We start from the raw sequence: 12637 nt of genomic DNA on the forward strand, positions 1-12637 counted from the left end.
CTCCTTATTTCTTTTCTAACACTGTGTCATTAATATCATCTTTTAGGGCCAAATCAGCGTATTTTTCATAATTTCTCTCGCCTCTTTTTTCACGTCTATAAAGATGAAACCAATAAGCATAAAGAACTATCACTAAAAAAAGCACAAGGAAAAAAAAGCCGTATCCTTGAAATACAGCCCACTCCTCCTTGCTTATAGAGCCTAAGAATTTAGCGATACCTTCCATTTTGCTACTTCAAACTTTCTAAATAAGCTATCAAAGCAACTATTTCTTTGATCTCGCCTCTTTCAAAAGCAGCTTTTACTTCCTCATTTTTCATTTTAGAAATAATTGCTTCAGCCTCAGCTTTTACGCTAGCTTGAGCTTCTTCCCAAGAACCAAGCTTAGTTTGTCCCTCAACATCATAAGGCACATTGAAAACTTTTTTCACAGTTAAAGCTTCTGCATAAGCTGTTTCTATATCAGCATTTTTGCTAAACATATGCTTGTATGCAGGCATTATGGAAGTAGGAACAACTGAGGTTGGGTCCCACATATGATTTTCGTGCCAATCAGCTGTTTTATAGTTTCCTACCCTAGCTAAATCAGGGCCTGTTCTTTTTGAACCCCAAAGAAATGGTCTATCGTAAGCAAATTCGCCATTTACAGAATACATACCATATCTGTCAGTTTCAGACTTAAAAGGACGGATAAGCTGTGAATGACAGGCATTACAGCTTTCTTGTATGTACACATGACGTCCAGCAAGTTGCAATACTGTGTAAGGTTTTTTACTCTCAATAGGTCTTGCGTTGTTAGCAAAATCAGGTAAAACCTCTATCACACCAGCGTATGCAATCACTACAAATACTACTACAGCAAAAAAGAATGGATTTTTTTCTAACCAAGTAAACATTTTCTCTCCTTAAACTGCCATAGGCGAAGCATTGCTAGGCTCTTTATCAAGCTTTTTACCAGCAACGATTGATTTATAGATGTTGTAAGTAAACATGAAAAAGCCTATTAGATACAATAAACCACCAATGGCTCTTATCCAATAATAAGGAATAATAGCATCAACAGTATCTATAAAGCTGTATAGTAAGTTACCGTACTCATCTGTAGCTCTCCACATCATACCTTGAGTTATACCAGCTATCCACATAGATGAGAAGTAAAGAACTATACCTGTAGTTTGTATCCAAAACTGCGCTTCCATCAAAGACTTACTATAAAGCTCTCTTTTAAACACTCTAGGTGTCATATGATAAAGTGCAGCCATAGTCATAAAGCCAACCCAACCAAGAGTACCATCATGAACGTGTCCTGGTATCCAGTCTGTAAAGTGAGCTAGAGCATTTACTGATTTAATAGAAAGAATTGGACCTTCTAAGGTTGAAAACATATAAAAAGTTGAAGCAAGTATCATAAATTTGATTAACGGACTTTCTCTTACTTGTTCCCACTCACCTTTCATAGTAAGAAGTATATTTATAGCAGAACCCCAAGAAGGCAAGATAAGAACCACGGAAAAGACAGAACCCATAGTTTGCATCCAATCAGGCACAGTCGAGTAAATAAGGTGGTGTCCGCCAGCCCAAAGATAAACAAACATTAAACCCCAAAACGAAAACAAAGAAAGCTTGTAAGAAAAGATAGGCTGACCGCTTTCTTTTGGTAAGAAATAATAAATTTGAGCAATGATTGCAACAGTAAATACGAAGGCAACAGCGTTGTGTCCGTACCACCATTGAACTAAGGCGTCATTTGTGCCAGCATACATAGAAACGCTGTGCCACCAATCACCCATACCGGTAACAAACCTGGTAGGAACAGCCATATTATTAAACAGATATAGCATAGCAACGCCCAAAAATGTAGCTATAAAATACCACATAGAAATATATAGAGTTTTTTCGCGTCTAATGCCTATAAGACCAAAGATACTAACACCCCATAATACCCAAACTAAAACCACCAAAATATCAAGAGGCCACTCAAGCTCTGCATATTCTTTGGAGGTTGAAACACCAGCAAAAAGTGTTATAACGGCTATTACCATAAGTATCATATAAAGCCAGAAGTGAAGTTTTCCAACAAACATCAAAAAACGAGACTCGGCCATACTTACCTTAAGAACTCTTTGTCCTATGTAATACCAAGTAGCCCAAATACCAGAGAGCATAAAACCAAAAATCACGCCAGAGGTGTGAAGCGGTCTAAGCCTAGAAAATGTGCCATACTCACCAGCTAAGTAGTTTAAATCAGGATATGCCATTTGAAAGGCTATCAATGTGCCTATTGCCATACCCACTATACCAAAGATAATGGTAGAAAACATAAAATACCTAGCAACCGTATAATCATAGTTTAATGCATTATATGGGTGCATTGCTTCTCCTTATTTTTGAAAATAAATGTACTATTTTAAGATTAATTTCTTTTATTTTTTCTTAAATTTACGAACTTTGTAAATACATAGTTAATAGCTTACAGTTCAGAGCAATTTGAGCTTCTTGAGCCAAAATTTATAAGCTGCGTAACTTTGTCGCTAAATTCGGGCATATAAGCATATCCACTTAGCGTATCTACAAGTATGCAAACACTTTGCCTTGAATTTGAAAGCTTTATAACACAAGGTTCGTTTTTATGAAATAAAAGCTTATCAAACCTTGATTTGGCCGTTCTTAAAGGAGAATAAAGCCTTGAGTATTCATCAAATATCACCCTAGTATAAGAGGAACAAGCACCTAGAAATTTGATGTTTTCAACGCCGTAGGTGCTTTGGATATTAAATCTTTTGCTTGCTCTTTCATCGCTTGAGCTTATCACTCCACTTTGACCTGAATTCATAAGCTTTTTGGGATTTAGCACATCGATTGCGATTTCTCTATCTAAGTCTACATTAATCTTGCCTATATTTGCGTTACCGTCTCCGTTTTTATCAAGAAAAATTGTGTAAGTTTGCTCGTTGTTTGTAGCTGATTTTGAACGGATAAAATACAGCTGCCACCTAGACTTAAACCACTCATCTTTAGTTGCTAGTGCTAAATTTGCACCTCTAAAAGAATCTTGCATAAGAGCTAGGTGCCTAGTATAGCTTAAGTCGTTTAAAATTTGCTCTGCGGCTAGGAAAATTCTAGTATCATCTTGAGGGTAAAATTTAGCTATAGCAAAGATTAAAGACAGTATCAAAAGCACAAAGATAAGTTCTAATAAAGAAAAAGCCCTTTTCATCAAGTTTTTCTTTGTATCTTGTAATACTGCTTTAAAGCTCCTAACGAAAGCTCTATATCTGAATTTTTAGCCTTGCTTTTTTGTAGATACAAGGTGGAGCTATTTGAAATGCCGTAAAATCTAAGCCTTAGTTGCATAGAAGAATCCTTTGTATTTATGGCATAAATTTTGTGTTTTTTAAGCTCGCTTGCTAATTCCTTAGCTATATGATAATCATTGGCAAAGTGTTTGCTAGGATTTTTGATATACATATACAAGGAAGTGTTAAAGATGATTAAAAGATAAAACAAAACAAGAAAAATCAAAGAACACTGTATAAGTATATCGTATTTTAGTCTAAATTTAGGAAGCCTAACCCTGTAAGAACTCATCAAGGTGCTTATTAGCAAAGGAGTACAAATAACACAAAAAGGTAAAAAATCATCCAAATAAATCTTTTGCCTTATAGACAACAAAGAGCAAAAGATAAAGGTAACAGACATAATAAACCAAAGCAAAGGCTTGTTGCCTTTAAGACTTAGACGATAGATCACATAAAAAAAATACACAAAAACTAAGGGCGAAAAACAGGCCGCAAAAATCCCCAAAGTATCCAAAAAATACCCCTGCGGTCTGCCGCTTGTATCTATAAAACCGTACATGTATAAAGAGCTTACAATCAGTATGAAAGTTACACACAAAAGCAAGGCGTCTTTTTTATACAAAGAGTAAAAAAACAAGGCTAAAAATAAGATATAAAAAGATTTATCCACAAAAACAGACAAAAGTAACAAAACATAAAATAAAAGCTTCTTATCATACTCATACGCGCACAAAATACACAAGGATAAAAAAATCACATAAGAAGCTTCATTTGCTAATAAAGCAGAAGCAACTGTGCCTGGCAGCAAGATAAATAAAAGCAAAGATAAAAAAGCATCAAAAGCTGTTTTGGTAAGCTTTAAAGCCAAGGCAAAAAGAAGCAAACAAGAGCAAAAGTGAAAAAATAAAAATGGAATTCTTATAGCAAAATCATTCTCGCCAAAAAGATAAGCAGAGGCTTGCAAGGTGTAATGAAGCAAATTTTTATCAAAAAAATACACCCTAGCCTCATTTGCACTTATGCTCAAGGTGCTAGCACCGTAAGAAAGGGCGGCTAAATCAACCAACAGTAGCACAAAGACAGCTGGAGCTATGTTTAAATTCAAAGTATTTTTCATAAGTTATTCTAACAGTTGCAAACTTAAATATCATAATGTATAATAATGTGTAGAAAATGAATTTTTTTATCTTTTTTATCTTTGTTAAAATTCGTTTTTTTTTTTTTTTATAATATTATTTCATAAAAATTATTCTTAAAAAGGTTTTATTATATGAAAGATTTTGTTTTACAAGCTATTGAAACACTGCCTCCCATGCCAGACACTGTTATAAAATTCAATGAACACTATAAACAAAATGGCGTGTATATGACAAATCAGGAGATGAAAGAGCTTTTAGAAAAGAATGAAAAAGACAAACAAGTGTTGCTTGATGTTATCAGCTCTCCTCTTTACAATATGGACAGACAAAGTTCCTTGGATAGAATTTTAGCCCTCGTGGGCTCAATAAATGTGAAAAATATCCTCATATCTGATTTTATAAGCAATCACTTTAAATTTGATATTTTATTAAGAGATGAGTGGGGAAATAGAAAGCAAAATGGAATCAAATGTGTTTGTGATGTTTCTCCTTATGGTTTAAATGGAGAGTTATTTATGGAATCTTTACAAAGACAATTAAATTTCGTCTCGTCTTGGCTTCTTAAAGAAGATAAAAGAAATCATACCCTAATACCTCCTTTGATGTCTCTTAGATTGGGACTTATAATACTTTCACAAATTATCATTTTAAATAATTTACAAGATAAATTTTTTGCCAAGATTGAGGAAAGGAATTTCAAAGACATAGGCTTGGTTGAAAAGGAATTTTTAGGTTGCGACCATATAGAATTTTTAGAATTTATCTTACAAAAATACGAATCAGACCCTATCTTGCTAGACGGTATAAAATACCTAAAAACCCCACACAAAGCACCACAAACTACTATAAAAAATGCTTATATATTTCATATAGTGGATGTGCTTTTTGACTACAACGGTATAGTAAGTAATGAAAATATGCAAAAGGTTATAGCTCTTATGCAAGAATTAGAGCAAAAAGGAGTTGTTTTCAACATAGAAATATTTAAAGATAGTTTAATTAAAGAATACAGCTACTTAGAGTGAATTTGTTCTAAAATTTGCTCGCAGCTAAGTCTGGGATTAAGACTCTTATATATAGGTCTTCCAACAACTATAAAATCAGCCCTTGCCTCTTTGGCTTCTCTTACTGTCGCAGTTCTTGCTTGATCGTTCTTATCATCATTTAAGCCACGAATGCCCGGACACAGAGTTAAAAAATCATAGCTTGTATGCTCTTTGATAAGCAAGCTTTCAAAGACAGAGCAAACCATGCCATCAAGTGAATTTTCGTAAGAAAGCTTGGCGAAATTTAAAACCGCCTCCCTTAAGCTTTGTTTATAAAGCTCGTAAAAGCCCTTTTCATCAAAGCTAGTTAGGGCAGAAACAGCTAAAATAAGTGGTCTTTTTTTAAAGCCTTGCAATCTTTTCATAATACTTTGCATAGCTAAAGCCCCAGCACTTGCGTGTATATTTATCATATCAACATCAAGTTTTGCTAATTCCTCACAAGCATCGGCCATGGTATTTGGTATATCATAAAGCTTTAAATCAAGAAAAATTTTAAACTCAGCTATCTTTTTTAGCTCCTCTATAAGCAAAAAGCCGTCCCTAAGATAAGAACGAAGCCCTATTTTCACCCACAAATCAAGCCCTTTTAGCTCTTTTACTAATCTTATGCACTCATCCTTAGACGCCAAATCAAAAGCCACGCAAAGTTTCATTTTAAACCTTTAAATCAAGAGCTCTTACTTTGTGAAGTGACACAAAAAATTCATTTATATTTCTCACAACATCACTCACTTTTACTAAGACTATCTAGTATAGCATTTATAAATTTAGCTGAATTTTCGTAAGATAGCTCTTTTGCAAGCTCCACCGCCTCATTTATTACAACAGCACTTTGCGTATCAGTGTATAAAAGCTCATAAGCTCCAAGTCTAAGTATAGCCTTATCTATCTCACAAAGACTATCTTCTTTTAAGAATTTAGCCACATTTTCATCAAGGTTTTTTAAATTTGATAAAATTCCCTCATAAAGACTTATGGTAAATCTCTCTTGCTCATTTTTTATCTTTTTTTCTTTTAAAAAATCCTTTAAAAAGTCCTTATTTTCTCCGCTAAATTCCTTAGCGTAAAGCAAGGACACTACAGCTTGTCTTACCTGATGACGCGTTGCCATTAAAGCTCTTTTGATAAATTTAGCATTTCTATAAGTGTCATCATAGCTTCAAAGCCCTTGTTGCCAGACTTTGAGCCAGCTCTTTCTATGGCTTGTTCTATGCTATCTGTGGTTAAAATACCAAAACTAACAGGCACTTCATTGTTTAAAGACACAGAAGCTATACCTTTTGTAGTTTCAGCACTCACAAAGTCAAAATGTGGAGTAGCACCTCTGATAACAGCACCAAGACAACAAATGGCATCAAATTTTTTACTTAAAATAGCCTTTTTCAAAGCAAAAGGTATCTCAAAAGCACCTGGGACCATTATAAGACTTAAATTATCATCATTTCCCCCGTGTCTAATGAAAGCGTCTTTTGCACCTTCCACTAAATTTTGTGTTATAAAATGATTAAATCTAGCATTTATTATGGCTACCTTCTCATCGCCTTTTAACTGTAATTTTGCTTCTATTAACTTCATATACTATCCTTTATTTGAAATTTCACTAAGCTTTAAAAGTGTTTCAACACAGTTTTTAAGCTTAGAAGTATTTAGCATATTAGCACCATCGCAAAGAGCTTCACAAGGATTTGTATGCGTTTCAAAGAAAAAACCATCTACGCCAACTGCTGCTGCTGCCCTTGCCAAAGGCTCTATAAATTCGCTTTTGCCTCCACTTTTGCCCCCCATAGCTCCGGGCATTTGCACACTATGAGTAGCATCAAATATAACAGGGGCAAATTCACGCATTATAAGCAAAGACCTCATATCAACGACTAAATTTCCGTATCCAAAACTAGAACCTCTTTCTGCCACAAAAACTCCATTTTTTTGTGCTACTTCAAAGCCCTCTTTTTCTTCTCCTCTTGTTTGTAAAACTTTTTTTACACTATATTTTATATCAGCTGGATTTAAAAACTGCCCTTTTTTGATATTTACCTTAGCTTTAGTTTTTGCAGCCGCTACAAGTAAATCAGTTTGCCTACACAAAAAAGCTGGAATTTGTAAGACATCAGCCACTTTTGCTACAGGATCAGCTTGATAGCTTTCGTGTATATCTGTTAAAATTTTCATAGAAAATTCTTTTTTAACAGCTTCTAAAATTTCAAGACCCTTTTCAAGTCCAGGTCCCCTAAAACTGTCTATGCTTGTGCGATTTGCTTTATCAAAACTAGACTTAAAATAAAAATCTATCCTCTCATCTTCATTAAATTCTTTAAGCTCATTTGCAACTTTAAACACTAATTCTTTGCTTTCTATAACGCAAGGTCCAGCAATCAAAATCATCTTTTTCATTTCTTAGCCTTTATCAAAATAAGTCCTCCAAATATAACCCCTATTATACCCATAAAAACCATAGCACTCGGTAAATCATCGCCAAGCAATAAACCTAAAGCCAAGGAAAATAAAACATCAAAATAACTTATCCCAGCCACTATCCCTGCCTTTTTAGCTATACCGTAAGCTTTTGTAACATAAATTTGGTATAAAATTCCAAAAATACCCATAAGAAGTATCAAAGCCCAAGTTTTAAAGCCACTTGGCATAACAAAGGGCGCTATCATAAAATCAAGATATTTTACAGAATAAAAAGAGCCTATCAGCATAGAAAACAAAGGCAAAATAGCTCCTATGATTATGAAAGAAGAGGCTATTATCTCTGTTGCATAATACCTTCTAAGTTGTCTAACTGAAGTTAGGGCCATGGCTGCTGTGAGGCCTGAGAAAACTCCTATTAAGGTATTTGTCATATCTACACCGGTATGAAAATCATCATCAACCCAAGGATGAGATATTAAAAGCACACCGCAAAAGGCAAGTAAAATTCCAAGGCTTCCAAAAAAACCTATACTTTCTTTAAAGAGAAAAAAGGCTATTAAGGCTACAAAAATAGGAGCTGTTTTTTGAAAGGCAAAAGCTGTTCCTAATTCTATATTAGAAACATTGTAAAAAAAAGCATAAAGAGAGATAGTCCCTGCAACACCTCTAAAAATAAGCAAACCTAAGTGTCCGCCTTCTTTTTTTACCTTGAGTTTTGATATAAGATATAAGACAAATACCGTTCCAACTAAATTTCTAAAAAAAACAATCTCTATAGATGGCAAATCCTGACTTAAAAGCTTAGCACAAGCACCCGTTAAGGCAAAATAAACACAGGCTATTAGCATAAAATAAATGCCAAGATTATGTTTTATAAGCTTTAACATAAGCTAAGTATCAAGCTCTTTTTTAAATTTGCAAGAAGCACACTCTAAAAAAGTGCCTTTTTTAAGCTCTTTTATGTGCAAAAAATGTCCGCATTCAGGGCAGTTTTCATCGCTTGGCTTATAAGAGCTTATGAAATCGCAGTTAGGATAAGTAGAGCAAGCATAAAATTTACCCCTTTTTGAAAATCTCTCCACCACTTCGCCTTTTTTGCATTTAGGACAAGTTAGTCCTATGCCATTTGTCTTTTTGCTTTCTTTGTTTTCATCTTTTTTTTCTATATTTCTTATGTATCTGCATTTTGGAAAGGAAAGACAAGCTATAAATTCTCCGTATCTACCAGTTCTTATAGCAAGTTCGCCTCCACACTGAGGGCATTTTTCATCTAGCTTTGTAAAGGTTTTTAAGCTTTTTATCTTTTGCTTACCCTCATCTATCTTTCTTGTGAAAGGGTAGTAAAAGTCCTTTAAAACATCTTGCCAAGAAGCCTTGTCTTCAGCTATCTCATCAAGGGTATTTTCAAGCTTTGAAGTAAAATCACTATCTACTATATCGCTAAAATTTTGCTCTAGCATTTGAGTTACTGTAAAAGCTATCTCCGTAGGCACAAGCTGTTTTTTTTCTAGTTTTACATAATCTCTTGCTGTGAGTATAGATATAGTAGGTGCATAGGTGCTGGGTCTGCCTATACCCAAACTTTCAAGTTTTTTTACAAGTGCTGCTTCTGAATACCTAGGAGGTGGCTCTGTAAAATGAGAATTTAGCTCTAGCTTTTGAATTTCTAAACTTTGATTCTTTTCTAATTTTGGTAAAATTTTATCCTTATCTTTATCGCCATAAACCTTATAATACCCGTCAAAAACAACTCTTTTGCCACTTAGCTTAAAAACAGCGTCTTTGCTTTTAACAAATACATTTTGCGTAGAAGTTTTTGCAGGATTCATTTGACAAGCTAAAAAACGGTTGTATATAAGTGTGTAAAGTTTTAATTCATCTTTATCTAAAAATTTTTGTGCTAATTCAGGAGTAAAGGACAAATCACTAACTCTTATAGCCTCGTGTGCCTCTTGTGCTCCTTTTGATTTGCTGGTATATACATTTGCTTTGCTTGGTAAGTATTCTTTGCCAAATTCTTTTTCTATAAATTTTCTAGCTTTAAGCACTGCTTCTTTTGCTAAATTTAAACTGTCTGTTCTCATATAAGTTATAACGCCCATTATACCTTTATTTGTCTTTACTCCCTCATATAATCTTTGTGCTATCATCATAGTTTTCTTAGGTGAAAAGCCAAAATTTGTGCTTGCACTTTGTTGTAAGGTAGAAGTCATAAAAGGCGGAGGAGGAGGGTTGTTTTTTTCTTTTTCTTCTATTTTATCAACTTTATACGAGGAATTCTTACAATTTTTTTCTATTACTTTTGCTCTATCTTTATTTGTAATACTCATTTTTTCTATCTTTTTGCCCTCATACTCAACAAGTTCAGCTTCTAAATCTTTCTTAAAAACCATATCTATACTAAAATATTCAAAAGGAACAAAAGCTTTTATTTCTCTTTCTCTATCAACGATTATCTTTAAAGCAGCACTTTGCACCCTACCTGCACTAAGCCCTTTACGAATTTTTAAAGACAACAAAGGGCTTAATTTATAGCCCACTATCCTATCTAACAATCTCCTTGTTTGTTGAGCATTTACTGAATTTATGTCTAGTTTTCTAGGATTGTTAAGAGCGTTTAAAATAGCCTCTTTTGTAATCTCGTGAAATACTATCCTAGGCAATGTTTTTTCATCTTTATCTATAGCTTTTGCTATGTGATAAGCTATGGCTTCTCCCTCTCTATCTTCATCTGTTGCTAGGTAAATCTTATCTGCTTTTTTTGCCTTTTCTTTTATGGTTTTTACTATATCTTTATGTTCTTTTGAGACTGTGTATTGTGGAACAAAATTATCATCTTCTATCTTTATGCCAAAACTAGACTTTGGTAAATCTCTAATATGTCCTTTTGAGGCTATTACCTCATAATCTTTACCCAAAAAAGTGGCTATAGTTCTTGCTTTTGCTGGAGATTCTACTATTATTAAATTTTTCATAAAGGCCTCTTTATTATTTAAAGATGAATTCTTATATATAAAAGATTAATATAACATTAATAAATTACTATAATTATGTAAAATTATAAAAAGAAAGGATGAGAGGATGAAAATAACGCCTGAAAAACTTTTTGAAAAAAGAAGGGAATTTATAAAATTAGGTGCTGGTTCTTTACTAGCAACAAGCCTTATAAATACTAAGCTAGAAGCTTTAAATTTCATAGCAGATGATAATAAAAATGAGCTAAAAATAAGCCCAGAAGAAGCAGCCACAACTTATATAAATTTTTATGAATTTTCTACGAATAAAAGGGCTGCGGTTGAGCTTGCAAAGAGCTTTCACACAAGGGATTGGAAGGTTGAAATAAAAGGACTTGTAAAAGAGGAAAAAACTCTTAATATGGATGATTTTTTAAAATTTAAGCTTGAGGAAAGAATTTATAGGCTTCGCTGCGTTGAGGCTTGGTCTATGGTTATACCTTGGATAGGCTTTGAGTTAAGGGCTTTGATAGAAAGCTTAGATGTTTTACCTGAGGCTAAATATATAAAATTTACCACACTTTTTGATAAGAGTAGATTTGCTGATCAAGCTTCAAATTTTCCTGTGCTAGACTATCCTTATGTTGAGGCTTTAAGGCTTGATGAGGCTATGCATCCACTCACTATACTAGCTGTGGGTATGTATAAAAAGCCCTTAGGTGCAACAAATGGTGCTCCTATAAGGTTGGTAGTGCCTTGGAAATACGGCTTTAAGAGTATAAAGTCTATAGTTAAGATAGAATTTACAAAAGAGCAACCAAAAACTACTTGGGAGCTTTATAATCCTAAAGAATACGGCTTTTACTCAAATGTAAATCCACAGGTAAGCCATCCTAGATGGTCTCAAGCAGAAGAAAGAGTGATAGGAGAGTTTTTCACCCGCAAAACTGAGCTTTTTAATGGATATGAAAAAGAGGTTGCACATCTTTATGAGGGTATGGATTTAAGGAAGTATTTTTGATAAGTAGCAAAAGGCTTGTTTTTTTAGCTTATATGCTCTTGCTCTTAAGCTTTGTTTATAGTGCTTTTATGCTTTATAAGAATTATTATTTTGATGTCTTGGCTGAACTTTATTTTTATACCGGCATTTTTGCCTTAGGCTTTTGTTTTTTGTCCTTATTTTTTGCACTTTTTAAGTTTAAAAAATGCAAAAAACTGCCAAGATTGTTTGGAATTTTTGCCTTTATATGGGCTTTGCTTCATTTTTTAGCTTATTTTATCTTTTCTAAACACCTAAGCTTTGAAAAGCTTTTTTCCTCTATTTTTTCTTACGGTATAGAATTTTCAGGCTTTTTAAGCTTTGTTTTGATGTTTTTTATGTTTTTAGCTTCATTTTCCTTTTTTAAAAGGCTAAAATTTAGCCTTAAATTTGGCTATGTCTTGCTTTTTTTAGTTTCTTTGCATTATTTTTTAAGCCCGAAAGTGCCTGAGCTTTCTCATTATTTTTTCATATTTTTAGCACTTTTATTTATCATTTTAAGATATGCAAGAGTTTTAAAAAGAAAATCTTAGATTAGCATTTGCCTTGTAGTCTATATTTAAATACCCAAAAAAGCTTCTTTCAAATTCTAGCGCAAGGCGGAAATTATCATTTAAGATATAATCTGTGCCAAGACTTACAGAAAGTCTTTTATCTCTAAGTCCTTTGTATCTTGTAGATGAGCTTTGATCACTTAAAATTCTATCTCCATATCTAAGCAAGTCAAAATTTTGTGCAAAAC

15 protein-coding genes are annotated in these 12637 nt (G+C 33.5%); 3 read left to right on the top strand and 12 right to left on the bottom strand.

Features of this window, described 5'->3' with window-relative positions; all coding sequences use genetic code 11:
* Window positions 1-4: 4 nt before the first annotated feature.
* From CAV_RS07595 to CAV_RS07615, 5 genes are all read right to left on the bottom strand, one after another.
* Window positions 5-226 carry a cytochrome c oxidase, cbb3-type, CcoQ subunit gene (locus CAV_RS07595; RefSeq protein WP_094325922.1) on the bottom strand — a complete coding sequence of 74 codons (222 nt, stop codon included), beginning with the start codon at window positions 224-226 and terminating at the stop codon, window positions 5-7.
* Window positions 227-230: 4 nt separating this feature from the next.
* Window positions 231-896: a cytochrome-c oxidase, cbb3-type subunit II gene (gene ccoO, locus CAV_RS07600; RefSeq protein WP_094325923.1), complete on the bottom strand. Its 666-nt coding sequence runs from the start codon at window positions 894-896 to the stop codon at window positions 231-233.
* Window positions 897-905: 9 nt separating this feature from the next.
* Complete coding sequence (gene ccoN, locus CAV_RS07605; RefSeq protein WP_094325924.1) at window positions 906-2372, bottom strand: cytochrome-c oxidase, cbb3-type subunit I; 1467 nt, start codon at window positions 2370-2372, stop codon at window positions 906-908.
* Window positions 2373-2470: 98 nt separating this feature from the next.
* Window positions 2471-3217, bottom strand: coding sequence for a pilus assembly FimT family protein (locus CAV_RS07610; RefSeq protein ID WP_094325925.1), 747 nt, complete (start codon window positions 3215-3217; stop codon window positions 2471-2473).
* The gene (locus tag CAV_RS07615) at window positions 3217-4416 is read right to left on the bottom strand and encodes a hypothetical protein (protein WP_094325926.1); all 1200 of its coding nucleotides are present in this window, start codon (window positions 4414-4416) and stop codon (window positions 3217-3219) included. The genes CAV_RS07610 and CAV_RS07615 overlap by 1 nt, the downstream gene beginning before the upstream one ends.
* A gap of 153 nt (window positions 4417-4569) precedes the next feature.
* On the opposite strand from CAV_RS07615, the gene CAV_RS07620 reads away from it, so the two are divergent.
* On the top strand, window positions 4570-5463 hold the full coding sequence (locus tag CAV_RS07620; RefSeq protein WP_094325927.1) for a hypothetical protein: 894 nt from the start codon (window positions 4570-4572) through the stop codon (window positions 5461-5463).
* Here the strand turns inward: CAV_RS07620 and pyrF are convergent.
* The 6 genes from pyrF to topA all read right to left on the bottom strand — a co-directional run bounded on the left by pyrF (window position 5451) and on the right by topA (window position 10877).
* The gene (gene pyrF, locus CAV_RS07625; protein ID WP_094325928.1) at window positions 5451-6140 is read right to left on the bottom strand and encodes an orotidine-5'-phosphate decarboxylase; all 690 of its coding nucleotides are present in this window, start codon (window positions 6138-6140) and stop codon (window positions 5451-5453) included. The two genes, CAV_RS07620 and pyrF, sit on opposite strands and share 13 nt — an antisense overlap.
* Window positions 6141-6211: 71 nt before the next feature.
* Window positions 6212-6598 (bottom strand): transcription antitermination factor NusB, encoded by a 387-nt coding sequence (gene nusB, locus CAV_RS07630; RefSeq protein ID WP_094325929.1) that lies wholly within the window; start codon window positions 6596-6598, stop codon window positions 6212-6214.
* Complete coding sequence (gene ribH / locus CAV_RS07635) at window positions 6598-7062, bottom strand: 6,7-dimethyl-8-ribityllumazine synthase (RefSeq protein ID WP_094325930.1); 465 nt, start codon at window positions 7060-7062, stop codon at window positions 6598-6600. Before ribH ends, nusB begins: the two co-directional genes overlap by 1 nt.
* A gap of 3 nt (window positions 7063-7065) precedes the next feature.
* Window positions 7066-7878, bottom strand: coding sequence for a 3-deoxy-8-phosphooctulonate synthase (gene kdsA, locus CAV_RS07640; protein WP_094325931.1), 813 nt, complete (start codon window positions 7876-7878; stop codon window positions 7066-7068).
* Window positions 7875-8789 carry a DMT family transporter gene (locus CAV_RS07645; protein WP_094325932.1) on the bottom strand — a complete coding sequence of 305 codons (915 nt, stop codon included), beginning with the start codon at window positions 8787-8789 and terminating at the stop codon, window positions 7875-7877. Before CAV_RS07645 ends, kdsA begins: the two co-directional genes overlap by 4 nt.
* A 3-nt stretch (window positions 8790-8792) precedes the next feature.
* Window positions 8793-10877 carry a type I DNA topoisomerase gene (gene topA / locus CAV_RS07650; RefSeq protein WP_094325933.1) on the bottom strand — a complete coding sequence of 695 codons (2085 nt, stop codon included), beginning with the start codon at window positions 10875-10877 and terminating at the stop codon, window positions 8793-8795.
* 106 nt (window positions 10878-10983) lie between these two features.
* On the opposite strand from topA, the gene msrP reads away from it, so the two are divergent.
* Window positions 10984-11877, top strand: a complete 894-nt coding sequence (msrP, locus tag CAV_RS07655; protein ID WP_094325934.1) for a protein-methionine-sulfoxide reductase catalytic subunit MsrP — start codon at window positions 10984-10986, stop codon at window positions 11875-11877.
* Window positions 11874-12428: a cytochrome b family protein gene (locus CAV_RS07660; protein WP_094325935.1), complete on the top strand. Its 555-nt coding sequence runs from the start codon at window positions 11874-11876 to the stop codon at window positions 12426-12428. The genes msrP and CAV_RS07660 overlap by 4 nt, the downstream gene beginning before the upstream one ends.
* On the opposite strand, the gene CAV_RS07665 is transcribed toward CAV_RS07660, so the two are convergent.
* Complete coding sequence (locus CAV_RS07665; protein ID WP_094325936.1) at window positions 12411-12617, bottom strand: autotransporter outer membrane beta-barrel domain-containing protein; 207 nt, start codon at window positions 12615-12617, stop codon at window positions 12411-12413. The two genes, CAV_RS07660 and CAV_RS07665, sit on opposite strands and share 18 nt — an antisense overlap.
* Window positions 12618-12637: the final 20 nt, after the last annotated feature.

Source organism: Campylobacter avium LMG 24591, from assembly GCF_002238335.1.
Classification (GTDB): Bacteria; Campylobacterota; Campylobacteria; order Campylobacterales; family Campylobacteraceae; genus Campylobacter_D; species Campylobacter_D avium.

Excerpts from the sequence above, each read along its gene's own strand:
- CAV_RS07595 (WP_094325922.1), bottom strand. The coding sequence starts at position 226 with ATGGAAGGTATCGCTAAATTCTTAGGCTCTATAAGCAAGGAGGAGTGG.
- ccoO (WP_094325923.1), bottom strand. The coding sequence starts at position 896 with ATGTTTACTTGGTTAGAAAAAAATCCATTCTTTTTTGCTGTAGTAGTA.
- ccoN (WP_094325924.1), bottom strand. The coding sequence starts at position 2,372 with ATGCACCCATATAATGCATTAAACTATGATTATACGGTTGCTAGGTAT.
- CAV_RS07610 (WP_094325925.1), bottom strand. The coding sequence starts at position 3,217 with ATGAAAAGGGCTTTTTCTTTATTAGAACTTATCTTTGTGCTTTTGATA.
- CAV_RS07615 (WP_094325926.1), bottom strand. The coding sequence starts at position 4,416 with ATGAAAAATACTTTGAATTTAAACATAGCTCCAGCTGTCTTTGTGCTA.
- CAV_RS07620 (WP_094325927.1), top strand. The coding sequence starts at position 4,570 with ATGAAAGATTTTGTTTTACAAGCTATTGAAACACTGCCTCCCATGCCA.
- pyrF (WP_094325928.1), bottom strand. The coding sequence starts at position 6,140 with ATGAAACTTTGCGTGGCTTTTGATTTGGCGTCTAAGGATGAGTGCATA.
- nusB (WP_094325929.1), bottom strand. The coding sequence starts at position 6,598 with ATGGCAACGCGTCATCAGGTAAGACAAGCTGTAGTGTCCTTGCTTTAC.
- ribH (WP_094325930.1), bottom strand. The coding sequence starts at position 7,062 with ATGAAGTTAATAGAAGCAAAATTACAGTTAAAAGGCGATGAGAAGGTA.
- kdsA (WP_094325931.1), bottom strand. The coding sequence starts at position 7,878 with ATGAAAAAGATGATTTTGATTGCTGGACCTTGCGTTATAGAAAGCAAA.
- CAV_RS07645 (WP_094325932.1), bottom strand. The coding sequence starts at position 8,789 with ATGTTAAAGCTTATAAAACATAATCTTGGCATTTATTTTATGCTAATA.
- topA (WP_094325933.1), bottom strand. The coding sequence starts at position 10,877 with ATGAAAAATTTAATAATAGTAGAATCTCCAGCAAAAGCAAGAACTATA.
- msrP (WP_094325934.1), top strand. The coding sequence starts at position 10,984 with ATGAAAATAACGCCTGAAAAACTTTTTGAAAAAAGAAGGGAATTTATA.